A 16,920-nucleotide genomic window follows, 5' to 3' on the forward strand; every position below is an offset into this window, starting at 1 on the left:
ATCACCCTTATCACACATAAAGATATGCCATTTTCTCCATCCAACTCCCAATCTTTTCTTCGTTGTGATGGCAACTACAAGATTGGGCAGCAGGCAGAGATCCTATTCTGAAATCATCTTGTGAAATATATTTGAGAATTTTATTTGAAGCAGGACCGTATTTATCTGGTCGAAGAACACATCTTGCTTCGCCAACAATCATCCCACCGATTATTTGATTTGAAGTAATAACACTTGGTTGTGCTGCAAGAATACAACTTTGTGGTGCGTGTGCAGAAATTGCTAATTTATCAATATCAACTTTACAATCCAAGCATGCTGTTTGTCCAGGTATACTTACCACTACTTGGCCACTATTGTACCTAGTACCCCCACTAATTAAAGGAATGCCATATTTAGTAGAATAATAATTAAGAAGTGCTCGTGCTTTATTATTATCAACAGTATCAATCATCAAATCTAATTCAGAAAACGCCTCCCCTGATGAAAAATAATGTTCGCTTGCAGGAGTTAATCGTTCAGACATAATTTCGACTTCAAGATTAGGATTTATTCTTTGTAATCGTTCAGCCAAAGTAGTTGCTTTTAATCTGCCAACTGCATCATAAAACAAAACTTGTCGATTTAAATTAGTTTGTTCAATATCATCATCATCAATCATAATTAATTTACCAATATTGTTTAATGCTAGTTCAAGTCCGGCAAAATTTCCTAATGCTCCCGCACCGACCATTAAAACTGTTTTATCTTTAAAATCATCAGGTTCACTCAAGAATTCAAAATCAACATCAGATTTAAATCGATCTAATGAATTTAAATTATAAATAAGAATATCTTCTATTGTTTTTTCTCCATTTATAGGCATGAGTTTTTTTCTAGCCTCTTCTACTGCAAGTGCACTCATAACAGAACTAAGAATGCTACTTTGTTTTTGTCCAGTAAATTCTGCAAACAAAATATTTTCCAAATATCTTTGTTGATCCCCTGAAGATCGTTGAGTTATTGGATCATAAACTCCAAGTTTAGATCTAGTTTCAGAACAAGACGCACTTACAACAGGAATTCCTTGTCTAATTCCATATTCAATTAAATTAAATTTTGAATAAGGATTATTTGTCGTATCAATAATCACTGACGGGGCACTTATTAAATTAAGATTTTGTGATTTGTCAAGTCTTAAATTAATTCCCGTAACCTTAACTTCAGGATTTATTCTGGATACGAAATTTGCAATTAAATCAACTTTAGTTCCTTGAGAAAAATAACTAAATCCTTTAGAAAAATCTTTTTCAGAATTGGCAACATCCAATACATCAACACTTCCAGGACCAAATAATTCAATATTTCCAAAACCAAGTGCAGCAGCAGTTAATGCAGTATAATTTGCTAGTACTCCAGAACCAACAATAATTAATTTAGAATTTGTAAGTGCTGATTGATCCCACCCTCTAATCAATTCTTGCCTATCATATCTGCTAATTCCAGTTTGTAGTCCCTCTCCCTCGCCAGATTGTCTTGATTGTCCTGTTTGACGAAATTGAGGCTCAACTTGTCTTGATGATCTTATAACCATCCTAAGTTCCCCCCCCCACTAATTTAGCACTAGATCCCACATCTGAATTTCCAGCACCAGAATTATTTTGGAAATATTTTCTAAGTAATGATTTAAATGGACTCGCAGCACTAGAAGAATTTGGTTCAATCTCAGAAGATAAAGTTTCTTCACAAACTGGAGTTACAACATAAGAACTATCTTGATATTTTTTTTGTTGTTCAATTCTTAAATTTTCATCTGTACTACCAACAAATTTTGAATCAAAAAGAGGAATTAATTTTTGTTCAATAAACTCATCTGCAATTTCAGGTGTCTGATAAAATACCGCGGGAAATTGTTCTAAGAATCGATATAATCCCTGTTCATTTTCACTTAAAACTTGTTGAATACAAGAAGTTAAATCTTGAACAAAGTAATTTGTTAGTTTAGTAATAATATTATATTTATCTTCTCTCAATATTAATTTCCCATTTGCATCCACAGGAGTTTCTAACTTATTTAAAACTGATTCTAAAGATCCAGGATTAACTCCCGCTTCTGCTAAATCTCCCCCCGCACAACGACTAAGAAAATTAAAAACTAATTTTCGGTAGGAATGCCCTTTTTCACAACCATAATCTGCAAACAATTCCATCGAGTAATTAGTCATTGCTTTAATTCCTTCCTCAACAACATCAAATCTTGTTTGTAAATCATTTGCTTTTTGTTGATATTGTTCAACTAATTCGTCTTGTAACTCAGTTTTAGTTTTTTCAGATTTTTGAACAACTGAATTAAAATCAACCATAAACTGAACACACAACAATGCATTTAATTCACCAAAACTCAAATAAGCATTTTCTGAATTTAATTTTTTAGAATCAAATCCACTCAAATATTCATAAACTTTATCTGATTGTTCTTCAAAATCCTCCCCTGCAACTTCTTGTAAGTTTCCCGCATCAGCAATTATTTTTAAAGCTTGAAAAGGAACAATAGGATTTCCTTTTTTAAATTTTTTAACACCTTTTCTATGTTTACCTTTGCAGTCATGATATTTTTGAGATGCACGATCAAACTTTTGGGTAATTGTTTTGTACGGATCTTTTTTCCGTTTTAAAAATCCAAACCATCCGGTTTCTTCATCAGAATCATCCGAGAAGTCATCATCAAACTCATTCGAAGAATATTTTCTCCCCCCAGATCCAAATCTATTTCCATAACCACCCCCATTTCGACCAATTCCAAAAACTATTTTACGCCTTGCATCTTTTTCAATATCAGACACATTAAATTCAACATCATCCTCAACTGATAAAACTTCAACTACTGGCTGAGTTGGAGAATTAACTCTGAAACGTCTATTAAGTGAATCAAATGTTTTAGTTATTTTTTCACGATAATATTGCCCATATTGATTAACCACAATGCTAAACGCTAAGGGATCTCGTTCTGCTTTTTTGATTACTTGAGGATTTATTTTTTTGAAATCATCAACATCAAAACCAGATAAAGTGTATTCCCCCATAACAATCGTTTTATTTTCCCTATCAATCCTAAAATTACCTTCTTCATTTTTATAAAGAGTTCTTGGCGCAATTGAATGAAGCACATTAAGAAAATTTCGCTCATCAGTTCCTGAATGAAACGGACTCATAGATCCATGACTATGCCACCAACCAATTATTTCATATCCTAAGGGCTCTATTGTTTGTGATGCACTATAAACTCCTTCTTCAGTAACTCTTACATATGTTGAAACTGCTTGTTGATCTTCTGCAAATAAAATATCTACAATCAAATCATCAAGTGCATTTTTTTTCTTCAATAAATACCCGTAGCATTCCATTCCTCCTCCTGCAACTCGAGAAACAACTTTAGCATAAGTCATCATTTTATTAAATGCACCTTGAGTTATTTGTAAAGAATTTATTTGTGATTGTTGATTTGGTACTTCCCCTTGTGCGAGGAGTTCATCAATTTTCAAATCTACTTCTCCCATTTTATTTTCACCTTCTAAAATCATTTAAACAAATTAATTTTTGTCTCCTAACTGTTGAATCAGAAACTTTTTTATGACCAAATTGAGAATCACCTAATCTCCGATAAGGATTATTTCCAGTTCGATAACCCATCATCAAAGTTTCTTGTGCTTTGGTAAGTAAAGTTAAAACACATTGTTCAGGTGAAAGCCGTCTTGCTCGATCAGTATTGTACGCACCCATACACAATGTTTGTTGCGAACCAGATCCAGATAAAAATGGATGTTCATAACTGTTCATGATAATTGGATTAGAAACTTTAAATTGATCTGATCGTCGATATCTACCATCCAGAGTAATTGTAACTCCTACTTTTCCAGGAGGAAATTTGTAATAATTTCCATTATGCGGACTTCTTAAAACATAAGATGGAGTTGTAATGTAAACATAATAGACTCCATTAACTAATTCAAAACCTGCGCCATTTTTTTCATAATTTCTTAAATTTGCTATTTGTTCAAGATTTCTTTTTTCTTCCGCAACTTGTGCTAGTTGTCTTGATTGAAAACCTGAATCTCTAATAGCATCAAGCTTAACATGTTTTTCAAGTAATTTTTGATAATTTTCTTTAACTTGAGAATTGTCTTCAACATATAATGGGATAAAAAAGGTTCCACCAAAATTTAACATCAAACTTCTTAATTTATTTTTAATTTTACTTCTTACTTTATGTTCGATATGACCAATATTATTTCCAATAAATTCATTGACTTCTTCAGGAGTTTGATCCTCTCTCAATCTTTGCACTCTTGAAAAAAAATCAGGAGCCATTTTATCTCTAAATTCACCTAAATATTCTTTTACAGTTAATAACTCATATAGGCCATCTTCAACCATAAGAAAATTCATTCCAGGAACAAGTTCAGTTGTTAAAATACTATTAAGACCATTAGTTCTCCTCCCTATTTGTGTCAACAATCGATCAGAAGAAGGTAATCTGCCACCCATTGCTTGCGAGATTAGTGCATCTAAATCTATGTTTTGACTACTAGTTTCAGCTCCAGAATATCTTGCATAATCTGAATTAATTTGTTGCATTAATTCTTGACGTATTCTTTCTGCTTGTTGTTCGACATCTCTTTGTTGTGCTCGGTTCAGTCTTGCGGTGCCTGTTCCAACCCCGACTAAATCTCGCAAGTTTCGGGCAGACAAATTTTCCTCAGTTTGTTGCGATGGATCTGAGCGTTCACCTGAATCAATTGCCTGGTCTATTTGTGCATTAAGTTGAACAGAAGTAATTACTGGCAAAACATTATTAACTATCAAAGACAATATTTTATTTTGTTCTAATTGTTGTTCTACTGCTTCTCGAGATAAAAATTCAGTTCTAAGTGTTTGTTCAACATATGATTCTTTCAAAGAATGAAAAAATGAAGCATGGTGAGAAAAAAATAATTCCTCGAGACTGGCAGGTGAAGAAATTTCTTCCAAACCATAATTTGTTTGTCCAATTCTAATAAAATTAGAATCACGTTCAGTCAAATTTCCTGCTTGATACAACCTATTTCCAAATAACAAAAGAGGTGTCTCGAGTTGAAATAAATATGGGGTCGGAATAGTCATTTTATGCACCGCTCATTTTAAAATGATTCAGACCCTTTCTTCGAGGCTCCTACCCCCTTCATCGTGCGATACAATTGCTATGTCGCAGAAATTTATTTTTGTTGATCCTGCTTCAGTTTGTCTATCTTTTTCTTGCAAGTAAGTGCTTAATTCATCAGTTTGCAATCGCTCGTTATGATAGTTGTAAAATTCATTAATGATTGCCCTGTAGTCTGGCGCTTGCATTCTTTCTTTTACTGCTTCTGCAACTGCAATTTCTTCTTTTGTTGCCAAAACCTCATCTTTAATTAAGTAATTTACTGCATCAATTAGTTTTCCAGTTTTTACTTCATCAGGTAGTTTTTTTACAATTCTAGAAGGTGTAAGTCCTCCACCTAAAGCAACAATGGTTGGTAAATCTGGATCATATTGATTTAACGCAGGTTCGCTGCTTGTTGTTGGTGGTGCCGCAGATGTTCTTAATGGAACACTTGGTCGCGAACTTCCCCTGCTTGATTCTCCGCCAGAACCTCCAGAAAAACTCCGTCTCGGAGTATAACTTTCAGATGTGTCGTAACTTCCCATTTTTTATTCCTCTACGTTTTGAGCCCGTCGGCAAATTTTATTTTTAATTTTCCTCAATTAACTATAGAGCTATCGCTAAGTTTGATGAATTGATTCTCTGTAATTTTCAAAATTGAGGGTTTAAAAAATTTGATTTAAAAAATATTAAAATATAATTGTAAACCTAAATTACAAAGCTAACGCTAATTAAAACAATAATTCGCAAACCTAAATTACAAAGCTAATTTACAAAGCTAACGCTAATTAAAGCAATAGTCTCGATTGTAAAAAAACTCCCAACACGAATAAATATCTCAACACAGGATATGTTATTCTACTAAATATTTACTCCAGATTATTTATTTAAACACAATCCAGTATTATATGTTATTTCCCCCTTAGTTGGTTGAAAGATTGCGCAAATAAATTAAACTAAAAAAACTACAATTAAAAATTTTTAAAGCCCATAAGTATGATATGATGTGAATATATATGACTAAACTAATTAATTAATTTAATTAAGCAAATATTTTTGAAGATTATTTATTTTGATTTAAACTAATTTCTTAAAATAATTATTAAAAATAATTTATTAAAGTAATTCTTAAATTTATTTCTAAAATTAATTCTTTATGCCACCCTAACTTTTTTTATCTCCATATCAAGTTTAACAATAACTATTTATTTTATTGTTGCGCAAATAAAACACCAATTAATTTAATCTAAATATTTCAAATCTTTAGGAAACTCAAAATAACCTGATTCATCTGAATTTAAAATGAGTCCTATTGTTTCTTTAATATTAAACCCATGTCGTCTAGAATCAAACAATTTTTTTTGGTATTTCCATTTTTTTTTCATTTTAATCTTGTCCGCAACTTATTTGTTACAATATTAATAAGACGTATCAGCAATATATTACTAATGTATATTTAGAATATAAAACACGTTCTGTATATACAAAGGCTTATAAATAAGTATTGCTTAATAACAATTATGAATATCCGTAAATTAGTCAAATCAGGTCTCTCATCATACACCGTAGCACTACCAAAAGATTGGATTGACAAAAATCACCTAAAAAAAGGAGATATGATATACATCACAGAAACTCCCGATAATGAATTATCAATCAAACTTGACCCAAATAATAAAGAACAAATAAGAACTGAAGTAGTAATAAACATTGATGGCAAATCAGGACATTCAATTTATAGAGAAATAGTTTCAGTTTATTTAACTGAATTTCAAAGATTCATAATCAAAGGAACTAATATTCATAAACAAATAAAAGAAATCAAAAAAATTGTGTCGTCACTCCCCGCACTAGAAGTTGTTGAAGAAAGTTTAACAAAAGTGGTTGCACGTAGTTTTCTAGACGTACACAACATTTCAATTAAAGATTTAATTAGAAGAATCGATAATATCGTAAGAGCAATGTTACTCGATTTACAAAGTTTAATCAAAAGAGAAATTACCCACGACGTAATAATTGAGAGAGATGAAGAAGTTAATAGACTATCATTTTTAGTTTTCAAAATTTTAAAATCTGCATTCCACCACCCAGATGTTATGAAAAGTTTAGACTTAACAGATTTAGAAGCAGTATCCCATTGGCAGCTAGTATTTCACTTAGAAAAAATGGGCGATGAAACTAAAAGAATTGCAAGAAACATAGGAGAAAATCCTAAAAGCATTAACAAAAAACAATTACAATCATTAATTGATACAATGTATAAAGGATATACTAATTGCCTAACTCTATTTTACAAAAAAGATTTGAACGGTTCAGATAATTTTTCAGCTAATCGTAAAAAAATATTCATCGAATGTGATAAATATTTTATAACCAATAGAAATATTGTAAACTCAGAAATATCAGGCAAGTTTAAAGGTATGACATCTCATTTAATTGACATAACTAAATTAGTTAGATTCTTACCATAATCAAACCCAAGAGAATTAACAATTCAATTATTTGACTAATTAACAAGCTTGAACATATTTGAAATTTATTTCATAGTCATTAGATAAATTAAACAGTTTATGCAAGTCATCCATAACTAGATCAATTTCTGAGCAATTACGTTTTATATCACTCACTAATTCAAGTTTTAATTTGCCTCTTTCTTCAATACCCACACAAGAAATTAAATTATATTTCTTACGAATATTATTTAATCTCATTCTCAATTCACATTCCATTAAATTCCCCTCAAACTAATTCATACTATTAATAGGTTATACACTTGTAAAACACTTAATTATTTCATGACAAAAAACAAACAAGTAGTTGCACAATTAAGCAAACAATACCAAAAACTCCCAAAAAACAACCAAAATCACAAAAAAAAGACAAACAACTCAAATCAATCACAAAACTAACCACACAAAATCAGCCAAAAATCACACAAAAATACTAAAAAAATATGATTCAAAGCAAAAATTCATTTAAATACTCACCCCCAATACTAAAGCCTTAAATACCCCCTGAAAATTCTATGAGCTTCCAAACAAAAATTAGTGTTGAGACTAATAAAATATTTAATAAAAAAATAGGAAATAATTTTACAATTAATTAAGATAGGCGAAGGTGATTTTATGAGTAGACAAGCAGGAACAGCAATAGACATACCACTAGAAGCAAGAGTAGAAACCGTTCTAGTAGTAGATGATGATGACGCAATTAGAGAATTACACTCAGTATATTTAGAAGGAAGATATAACATAAGAACTGCAGCATCACCTCAAGAAGCAATTCAATCACTCCAAGAAGAAGTTCCAGATCACATTCTCCTTGACTGGAAAATGCCACAAGGAACAGGTCTTGATGTAATTCAATATTGCGAAGCAGCAGGAATAAAAACTCCAATTTATGTTTGTACAGGAACCCCTGATGAAGCTGCAACCGAAATGAATGGGAGAGCAATCCCAATAATTACAAAGGGATATATTACAAGAGCAATGCTTTTAAGTCATTTAACTGGCAAAGCAGAACAGTTTTACCCCGCACAAGTTCAAGCTCAAGGATTGGTACAACTACATCCAGGTCCCACTACAAGAGTCCAAACAGGCGCAGAAAGATATCATCAGCCTATTACAAAAGACCTAAATCCTCCGAGAAATTATAACTAAAATTATTTTAATTCTATTATTTTTGCATCTTTTATTGCCAATTCTAGCATGTTAGAAAGATCGAGTTTTTGTTCTTCTCGTTCTAATTGTTCAATTTTACTTTTAGTAATAGGATTCTTAGGAACTGCATTACAACACATACTAGCTTCAATACTAGTTTCATAAGTTCCTATTTCTTTTGCAATATTAATTATTTCTATTTTATCATAACACAATAACGGTCTTAAAATAACTAAATTGGTTGCGCTTTCAGCAACAGTCATATTTTGTAATGTTTGCGATGCCACTTGAGCTAAATTCTCACCAGTTACTAAAAATTCACAGTCCTCTTTTTTCGCGATTTGTTCTGAAATTCTAAACATCATTCTACGACATAAAACACAACGCATTTTATTCTCACAACGTCGCATAAGTTCAGGTTGAACTACAAATCCATGTTTGATAACATACAATTTACGAAGCCCCAAATGTTTGGCAAGTTTAATTGTTTTTTCTTCAGGACTTTTATCAGTAAATGGTTCATTAGAAAAATGAATCCCAATTAAGTCAAATCCTTTTTGTTTCATTTGCCACGTAGCAACAGGACTATCAATTCCCGAACTTAACAAAACTAATGCACGAGTATCTTGAACTGAATTTTTTTCTAACACTTTCTGTTCACTCACCATTTTACTTTCAACCAAAATTTTAATTAATTTATTTGCCAACTAAATATATTTCTTTAGCAATTTTTTTTATTTCTTGTTCATCTTTAAGATCTTTAAATAATAATTCACCATAATTATGAACTATGATTTCTCCTTTTTTTTCAATAACAATTAAAATTGGAGTATCCATAATTAGTTTAAATTTCTTTTTAATATTATTAAGGTTAAGTTTAAGTTGTTTTGTGGGTTTTGCACTCCAGCCAGCTTTTGTTTTACATTTTTGTATCGTAAATTCATCTTTTTTAGCAAGCTCATTATTAATACAAGAATTGTTATTACAAGAATTTTTCGCAGAATCATTTGAATCTATTCCTTCAATTTCTGTTTCCAATCCTTCTAACCTAACATAACTTCCTTTACAAACAGCACAGTTTGAATTTTTTTTAACTTTAATTTTATCAATTTGATTTTTTAAAACATCAAGTCTCAACAACGCAGATTCTGGTTCAATTCCTACAATTAATTTTATTATTTCATTTGCTTGTAAAGAACTAATTATTGTGGTTGTAGCTCCAAGTATCCCAAATTCTTCACAACTGCCCCCCTGAGACACATTAGGAAATATACAATTAAAACACGGGCCCATAGGCGATACAACATACAAAACGCCTTTTTCTTTTAATACTGCGCCATGAACCCAAAATATTTGTTCTCTGGTACAATATTCATTTATTAAAAATCTAGTATCTAAATTATCAGTACAATCAACTACAAAATCTGCTTTGATTAAATCAATAGTTTCATAATTTAAATGTTTATCATATGCAATAATTTCAATTTCAGAATTTATTTTTTCGAGTTGTTTTTTTGCACTACTAGCTTTTGGTTTTCCAATATTTTTTTCAAAAAAAAGTTGTTGTCTTTGTAAATTTGATAAATCAACCACATCATGATCAATTAATATAAGTTTTCCAATTCCTGCTCGCGCAAGTAATTCAGAAACACCTGTACCTAATGCTCCAACTCCAACTATTGCAACTGTTGATTGTTTAAGTTTTTGTTGTCCAAGTTTACCTATTTGAGGTATTACTTCTTGTCTCGAATATCTTGATTGCGCCATATTTCACTAAAATAAATTTATTTTATTATAATTATTTTTTCAGTTTATGGTTATGATAAGTTTTATACATTCCTTCAATTAAATCGGCTCCTGCATAACCTGCTAAAAGTAAAAATGCATATTGTGTTGTTATTAAAAGCCCTGCAAATGCACCAATTATTCCCGAAGCAAGTAAAAGAAATATTAATCTTGTCCAATTAATTTTTTCTTTACCTTTTAAAACATCAGACTTAAGTATTCCGACTAATGCTCTTACAACTCCTCCAAAAAAACCCATTAATGATGCAATTATAATTTCCATTTTAAAATCTAAATTCACAAATAAATTATTAATTAAATATTCAAAACAACAACACATCTAAAACAACAATTCTAATTAAATATTAAAACTAATACTAATTAAATATCTAAACTAATTCTAGTCATATAACCTTCAGCAGTTTTTTCGAATTTAAATTGATAATACGTTACTGCTTTAACTACCGTTTCGCCTTTTTCAGGAGTAATTGATTCACCACTAACTATTGCTTTAAGATGAGTATCATTAATATCAACTATTAAAAATTTTGAAAAAAACATCTCTTCAATATCAACATATGCAAGTAGTGCTGATAACCAGTTAACCATTAAATCTTCTAAACTATCTCCATCTACTTCGATTACTATATCTTTTATTGGACTTATTTGATCAAGTTTGCACACCATAGTAGACATGGCTTCCGCAGCATTTGAAAAAACTTCTTTTAAATCTTTACCATATGCTTCAAATATTACATCACTAGTTATTTCATCAAAAAATTCATATCTCCCAGATTGGCCAGTTTTAGCTTCTTTTACCATAATACCTAAGAAATAGCACATTCATTTAAAAAGCTTACTCTTATAATTATATAAGAAATTACTCTATTTGCACATAAAAAAAACAATTCAATAATCAACCTAAGAATTTAAACAACCTAATTAAACAACCCGCTAACCAAAATACAATTTTACCCAAAAATAGATAAACTCAATATTTTATCAAAATCATATTCTGTTGAATAAAACAAAATATCATTTTTTTCTTTTTCTATAATCAAAGGTAACACTTTTTTGTATTCTTCCAATAATTTAGAATCAGAACTCATCATTTGCTCATAATCAAACCATTTAATTTTATCTCCTTCAGGAACAGATTTAATAGTTATTTCAGTTTCAAGTTCAACAACAAACAAAAAGACATTAAATATTTCTTTTAAATCATGAAATATATTTGTAGCGATTGCTTTTAATTCAACATTACTTTCGCAAACTTCAATTCCAAGTTCAGAAAATAATTCAGTTAAAACAACTTTGGGATTTTTTTTATCCTCGACTTCTCGCCATAAACTTCCATAACTACCTGGAAACCATTTTTCAGTTTTTTTTCGTCTCACTAATAAATATTTATTTCCAACTTTTAAAAAACAATCTATTAGCAATTTATTTGGATAATTTTCCATTTTCTTATACTCAATTAGTAAAATTCAAGTTTGGGTTCACTCAGTTCTTCTTTTTTCTCAATCACAGGTATTGATTCTAAAGAATTAATTTCAGCAATAGATTCCGAATTATCATTAAACATATTAAACATTGATTGAGGCTGTGCTTTTTCAGAACTATTTTGTTCAGCCAAACTATTTTGTTCAGTCAAACTATTTTGTTCAGTCAAACTATTTTGTTCAGTCAAACTATTTTGTTCAGTCAAACTATTTTGAACACCCTCTGATTGCATTTGAGATACAGAATCATCTCCAAATATATTAAAAAATCCTTCATTGCTAGTATTAGAAACAATTGCGCCTTCACTACTATTATTACTAATAGACTCATCTTTTTTCCCTGCAATTGCAAGCAACATATTTGCTAAATGTTCTAAATGCGCTTTTGTTTCATTTTCGGTATTAATTTCAATTTTCATTTTATTTAACCTTACTTAAATTTTAATCATAATTTAATTATTTAAATATTTATCCTGGATTCCAATAATATAATTTAACAATCTTAAAATCTCTTGATTGGTTTCCAACAAAAAATAATTGTTCAACACGAGTATCATAATTATTAGCAAATGGTTGCAATTCATTAATAGTTACTTCAAATTCATATTTTGCTATTTGTAAATCAACTAAATCACTCACGCAACTTGAATTCATCGCCTCAACACACGTTCTAAATTCAGGGTCAGGTTCTAAATCATGCAAAACATTTAATTCTTCAAGCCCAATTTTAAGTTGAGGCCCACCATAAATAATAAAAACTAAAAATGCAAATGTTAAAAAAAATGCTAAGAATGCTTCTAATGTTCTTACATACGCTTTTTTATTATTAAAACAAAATCTCATCATTTCACCAAATTCTCATATTAACAACAAAATCTTCCATTGTTAAATCATCATTAAATGATTTTTTATTTAATTTTTTTGAATAAATATCAGTATACATTTCAGTTATAGGAATACCAATAGATTTTGTGTAATAATCTCCTTCAAATGAAATATTAAAATCTCGTTTTGCAGGATATCCAAATAATGATTTTAATTCAGGATAGGTAAAGCCTGCTAATTGTTCTACTTTTTGTTTTGAAATTAAATATTGTTGAGATTTCATTCCATAATAAGGCACAATAGGATAATTAACAATTTCCCCATTTAATTGATGTAAAAATATATTAAACCAAGTTTCATTTACTAATTCAAAATCAATGGTTATATTGAGTTGAGTTTGATTTGCGCAAACTAAAAAGGTTGAATTTACACCCAAGAAAAAACTTAAACCAGTTGTTGCATCTGAAAAATGAATATTATCTCCTTCAAATTCTCGACAAATTTCAATTTCATAATCAATTAATTGTCCTGGCAAACCTTCTTGATAAACCCGAGTATAATTATGAAGATTAAATGCAAATGTTAAATCATGAATTTTATAATCTGTAACGTTAATGAAACTATAAATACGACTATTTTTTCCAAAGATGTAAAAATCAGCATCCATAAGTTCACCGAATCTAGTTTCTTTAAACACTAAACTTGTATTTCCTCGTACGCCAGTAACTACCTCATCTTCATACCCATCAACCCATATCCCCAACCCCTGCACTCGCAATGCATCTTTATAAAAAATACTATAAAACTGATGATTTTCAAAACGCACACTCATGCCACCAGAATTTACTGTATCTCCCGACACCATAGGTTTAACACTCGAAGGTTGTTTTAGTTTGCCTGAATATATTGGCCAAACTAAATCATAACTATGCCTTGACGTATTTGCTAAAAACAATAATCTGTTTTCGTCAACTTCATAGTATCCACTATTAAAAACGGCATTTGTAGAATTTATTCCAGGATAATTATCTAAAATTATTGGTTCATAAGAATTACTCACATTTTCATGAAAATAAATTGGAAGACTATAATGAATCTGAAATATTTCTTTTTCTAAATTATCTTGAACAATTTGAAGTACTGTATCCGTATTTCTTTCTGTAGACATAAAAGGAGTAATAAAAACAAAAAACCAGAAAAGATAAACTAAGAAAATCCCCAAACTTATTACCCAATCTGTTTGAGTTATACCTCTTTTATTTTGCATTAAAAATTTCATAAAGGATTATTAATCATAAATATATTAAAATATATTAAACTATTTCAAAATATTAAAACATAAATCACAAAAATTGAACATCGAGTTGCATTGCATCCCAAGTAGGATATTCTTGAACTATTGCAGGCATTAATTCTTTTTCTTTTAACGGAAAACTTAATTCTTCAACAACTGTCAGAGTAGTTAATATTCTAATTTTTTCAGTATCAACTTCTATAAGCGAAAATGGTATTTTATATTTTTTCATCAAAAATTTTCGCATTTCAACTAATTTTTTTAATAATTCTTGTTTTTTCAATGTGGATAATGATTCTAATTTATGCAAATAATGAACTGCAGGTTTTAATTCAGCTAAATAAATCGCACCTCGAATTAATGTTCCATCCGAATCAACATAATCATATTCTTTTTTAATATTATTTGCTCTTTTTTTAATTCTTTTTGCTAATTGCACTTTATCCTTCAGCGTAGTTGTACAATAATGAACATCTAATTGAGACTCTAAATTTAATTTTAAACAGTAATTGAGTAATTTAACCGCATCAGATTCGCTACCTTTAACACCATAACTAATATTATCTTTTGCACTAAACCCTTGCGCAGTCAATTTACTTGCATTAGTATCACTTAATTCTAATTCATTAATATTTAAAAAATCAATTTTATCAGATATGAATTTAACCAATTTTTTAGTTGCAGCTAATTTTCCAGGTATGGCAGGAATTTCAACTCCAACTTTCCAATCAAACTTTTTCGCAATTATAATTTGCTCCCAAAAAATATCATTATCTAAATCAGGATGAAATCGAATCTCATCAAGTCCTGCTAAACATAATTTTTTTAAACTATCTTCACTTACTAAAACTAATGGAGTATACAAATGAACGTGAAATTTTGATCCAAATTCTTTTTTTAAAAGTGAAATCCACTCAACAGTACGCGAAAGTTTAACTAAAGGATCCCCTCCAGTAATACCAACACCTTTAGAATCACAAAGCATTATTTCTTCTGCAAGTTCACTAAATAATTTAATTGGCTTTTCATTAGCATAAATTACATCTTTATTTTTTTTCTTATCAGAAATTGGACAAAAAAAACATCGTTTAGAACAAAGTCCAGTAATAAACAGAACAGTTTTTTCTCCGCGCACACATTGTCTGCAACCTTTAGGTAACTTACCAATATTTTTAGAGTGATATTTTGTGAGTTTTATACCCCGTAACAATTGTTTTTTACAACTAATATCCTTTTTATTAACCATCATACCACAATATCTTCTTAAAATATTTAAATCTAATTAATTTATTCAAGAAATAACATAAAAAAATATTAAAATAAATAAAATAAATAAAATTTAAACCAACTCAAAATTAATCTACACTCAAAATTTAAACAAAGTGTGAAACGTATGCTGCTAAAACATCATTTACTAATACTCCCTCAACTTCGCCACCAAACCCCATTAATTTTAATTGAGTTCTAGGTTCCCTTAAATGAGTCACAGAAAATATTACTGGATAGGATTCTTCAGATACTCCTTCAAGTTCTCGGTACAAAATTTGCATATTTCCTGTCGGAAATCCTCTGCGAACATATTTAGAACCAGAATTTCCTAATTTGCCTAACTTTCCTGCTAAATCCGCGGCCATTTGATCTGCAACAACACTTATCGATCTTACATGATCAACTTCAGTTCCAGGATACAAATCAATGTCTAAACTAATTATGCAACCATCAACTGAAACATTACTAACTGCTTCGATTGGAATAACTGGAGCTCCAATTCTAGCTACTAAATCTAAATCTTCCTTCGCCATCTTAAAAATTTAATAACACATAAACTTTTAAAAAGTTATTGGTAAACATTAATAAACTAAAACAAAAATCAAAAATTAAATCAAAACAATTGCAAATAATTCTTAAATATATTATTTGCAGTTTCTTGTTCAGTCATTTTCTTTATTTCAGCTATTTTTTTAATACTTCCAACAATAAATGACGGTTCATTTATGGTTCCAGGTACTGGACTTAAGTAAGGTGCATCAGTTTCGGTTAATAATTGATTAATCCCAACTATTTCTACTACTTTTTGAAAATGTTGACTTCGAAGTACATTTGTAGGTATAGAAAAATGCCATCCGTTTTCTGCTGCACGTTTAACTAATTTATGTTTACCACAAAAACAATGTAACACTACCTTTTTAGCATTAGCTGATTCTAAAATATCAATAACATTTTGTTCTGCTTTTCTAGAATGAATAATCAAAGGAACTTTTAATTTTGCACCAAGATCAATAAACTTTCTAAACAATAATTTTTGAGCTTCAAAATCAGTTCCGTATTTATATTCAAGACCAATCTCTCCAAGAGCAATAGGTTTTTGTTTTTTAATAAACTTTAATTCATCATCAATATTAAATGGTTGTAATTCTATATCAGATCCATCTTCTTCTACTTCTTTTTCTAAAGCATCAGGAGGATATATTCCAAGTGCTGCTTCTACGATATCATATTTTTTAGCGAGATCTAAAGAAAGCCTATTTGTTTGATAATTAAGCCCATTAGTAATTATTTTTTTGACACCAAAAGCTTTTGCTCGTTTAATCACTCCCTCAATATCTTTAATTAAAGGATGATCTAAATGTGCATGCACATCAACAATAGGATAGTTTATATCGTTTACATCGACCATTTTATCATTTTAAATCCTTC

General features: G+C 29.8%; 19 protein-coding genes. 2 read left to right on the top strand and 17 right to left on the bottom strand.

Annotated elements, in window-relative coordinates; genetic code table 11:
- Positions 1-10: 10 nt before the first annotated feature.
- The 5 genes from HN587_00700 to HN587_00720 all read right to left on the bottom strand — a co-directional run bounded on the left by HN587_00700 (position 11) and on the right by HN587_00720 (position 6,543).
- Entirely contained in the window at positions 11-1,573 is a 1,563-nt protein-coding gene (locus HN587_00700; protein MBT7902351.1) for a ThiF family adenylyltransferase, read from the bottom strand.
- 1 nt (position 1,574) lies between these two features.
- Complete coding sequence (locus HN587_00705) at positions 1,575-3,536, bottom strand: hypothetical protein (protein ID MBT7902352.1); 1,962 nt, start codon at positions 3,534-3,536, stop codon at positions 1,575-1,577.
- 7 nt (positions 3,537-3,543) lie between these two features.
- Positions 3,544-5,139: a hypothetical protein gene (locus tag HN587_00710; GenBank protein MBT7902353.1), complete on the bottom strand. Its 1,596-nt coding sequence runs from the start codon at positions 5,137-5,139 to the stop codon at positions 3,544-3,546.
- A 27-nt stretch (positions 5,140-5,166) separates the two neighbouring features.
- A complete protein-coding gene (locus HN587_00715) occupies positions 5,167-5,703 on the bottom strand; it encodes a hypothetical protein (protein MBT7902354.1) in 537 nt (178 codons plus the stop codon).
- Between the two features lie 696 nt (positions 5,704-6,399).
- Complete coding sequence (locus tag HN587_00720) at positions 6,400-6,543, bottom strand: hypothetical protein (GenBank protein ID MBT7902355.1); 144 nt, start codon at positions 6,541-6,543, stop codon at positions 6,400-6,402.
- A 135-nt stretch (positions 6,544-6,678) separates the two neighbouring features.
- Between HN587_00720 and HN587_00725 the strand changes: the two genes are divergently transcribed.
- The gene (locus HN587_00725; GenBank protein ID MBT7902356.1) at positions 6,679-7,629 is read left to right on the top strand and encodes a phosphate uptake regulator PhoU; all 951 of its coding nucleotides are present in this window, start codon (positions 6,679-6,681) and stop codon (positions 7,627-7,629) included.
- Between the two features lie 39 nt (positions 7,630-7,668).
- Here HN587_00725 and HN587_00730 read toward each other — a convergent pair whose 3' ends face one another.
- A complete protein-coding gene (locus tag HN587_00730) occupies positions 7,669-7,887 on the bottom strand; it encodes a hypothetical protein (protein MBT7902357.1) in 219 nt (72 codons plus the stop codon).
- Between the two features lie 396 nt (positions 7,888-8,283).
- Here HN587_00730 and HN587_00735 point away from each other — a divergent pair, with 396 nt between their 5' ends.
- Positions 8,284-8,817 (top strand): response regulator, encoded by a 534-nt coding sequence (locus HN587_00735; GenBank protein ID MBT7902358.1) that lies wholly within the window; start codon positions 8,284-8,286, stop codon positions 8,815-8,817.
- Between the two features lie 2 nt (positions 8,818-8,819).
- Here HN587_00735 and HN587_00740 read toward each other — a convergent pair whose 3' ends face one another.
- The 11 genes from HN587_00740 to HN587_00790 all read right to left on the bottom strand — a co-directional run bounded on the left by HN587_00740 (position 8,820) and on the right by HN587_00790 (position 16,900).
- Positions 8,820-9,485 carry a hypothetical protein gene (locus HN587_00740; GenBank protein MBT7902359.1) on the bottom strand — a complete coding sequence of 222 codons (666 nt, stop codon included), beginning with the start codon at positions 9,483-9,485 and terminating at the stop codon, positions 8,820-8,822.
- A gap of 28 nt (positions 9,486-9,513) precedes the next feature.
- Complete coding sequence (locus tag HN587_00745) at positions 9,514-10,584, bottom strand: HesA/MoeB/ThiF family protein (GenBank protein MBT7902360.1); 1,071 nt, start codon at positions 10,582-10,584, stop codon at positions 9,514-9,516.
- Between the two features lie 31 nt (positions 10,585-10,615).
- The gene (locus HN587_00750; protein MBT7902361.1) at positions 10,616-10,861 is read right to left on the bottom strand and encodes a hypothetical protein; all 246 of its coding nucleotides are present in this window, start codon (positions 10,859-10,861) and stop codon (positions 10,616-10,618) included.
- Positions 10,862-10,983: 122 nt separating this feature from the next.
- Positions 10,984-11,424: an archease gene (locus HN587_00755; GenBank protein ID MBT7902362.1), complete on the bottom strand. Its 441-nt coding sequence runs from the start codon at positions 11,422-11,424 to the stop codon at positions 10,984-10,986.
- A gap of 149 nt (positions 11,425-11,573) precedes the next feature.
- Entirely contained in the window at positions 11,574-12,065 is a 492-nt protein-coding gene (locus HN587_00760; GenBank protein ID MBT7902363.1) for an NUDIX domain-containing protein, read from the bottom strand.
- 14 nt (positions 12,066-12,079) lie between these two features.
- The gene (locus HN587_00765; protein ID MBT7902364.1) at positions 12,080-12,523 is read right to left on the bottom strand and encodes a hypothetical protein; all 444 of its coding nucleotides are present in this window, start codon (positions 12,521-12,523) and stop codon (positions 12,080-12,082) included.
- Positions 12,524-12,572: 49 nt separating this feature from the next.
- The gene (locus HN587_00770; protein ID MBT7902365.1) at positions 12,573-12,947 is read right to left on the bottom strand and encodes a hypothetical protein; all 375 of its coding nucleotides are present in this window, start codon (positions 12,945-12,947) and stop codon (positions 12,573-12,575) included.
- Between the two features lie 4 nt (positions 12,948-12,951).
- Positions 12,952-14,208: a hypothetical protein gene (locus tag HN587_00775; GenBank protein MBT7902366.1), complete on the bottom strand. Its 1,257-nt coding sequence runs from the start codon at positions 14,206-14,208 to the stop codon at positions 12,952-12,954.
- Between the two features lie 64 nt (positions 14,209-14,272).
- Positions 14,273-15,469: a radical SAM protein gene (locus HN587_00780; GenBank protein ID MBT7902367.1), complete on the bottom strand. Its 1,197-nt coding sequence runs from the start codon at positions 15,467-15,469 to the stop codon at positions 14,273-14,275.
- Between the two features lie 127 nt (positions 15,470-15,596).
- Entirely contained in the window at positions 15,597-16,025 is a 429-nt protein-coding gene (locus HN587_00785; GenBank protein MBT7902368.1) for a hypothetical protein, read from the bottom strand.
- Between the two features lie 80 nt (positions 16,026-16,105).
- Positions 16,106-16,900 (bottom strand): TatD family hydrolase, encoded by a 795-nt coding sequence (locus tag HN587_00790; GenBank protein MBT7902369.1) that lies wholly within the window; start codon positions 16,898-16,900, stop codon positions 16,106-16,108.
- Positions 16,901-16,920 lie beyond the last annotated feature (20 nt).

Source organism: Candidatus Woesearchaeota archaeon, from assembly GCA_018675335.1.
Taxonomy (GTDB): domain Archaea; phylum Nanobdellota; class Nanobdellia; order Woesearchaeales; family UBA11576; genus JABJCP01.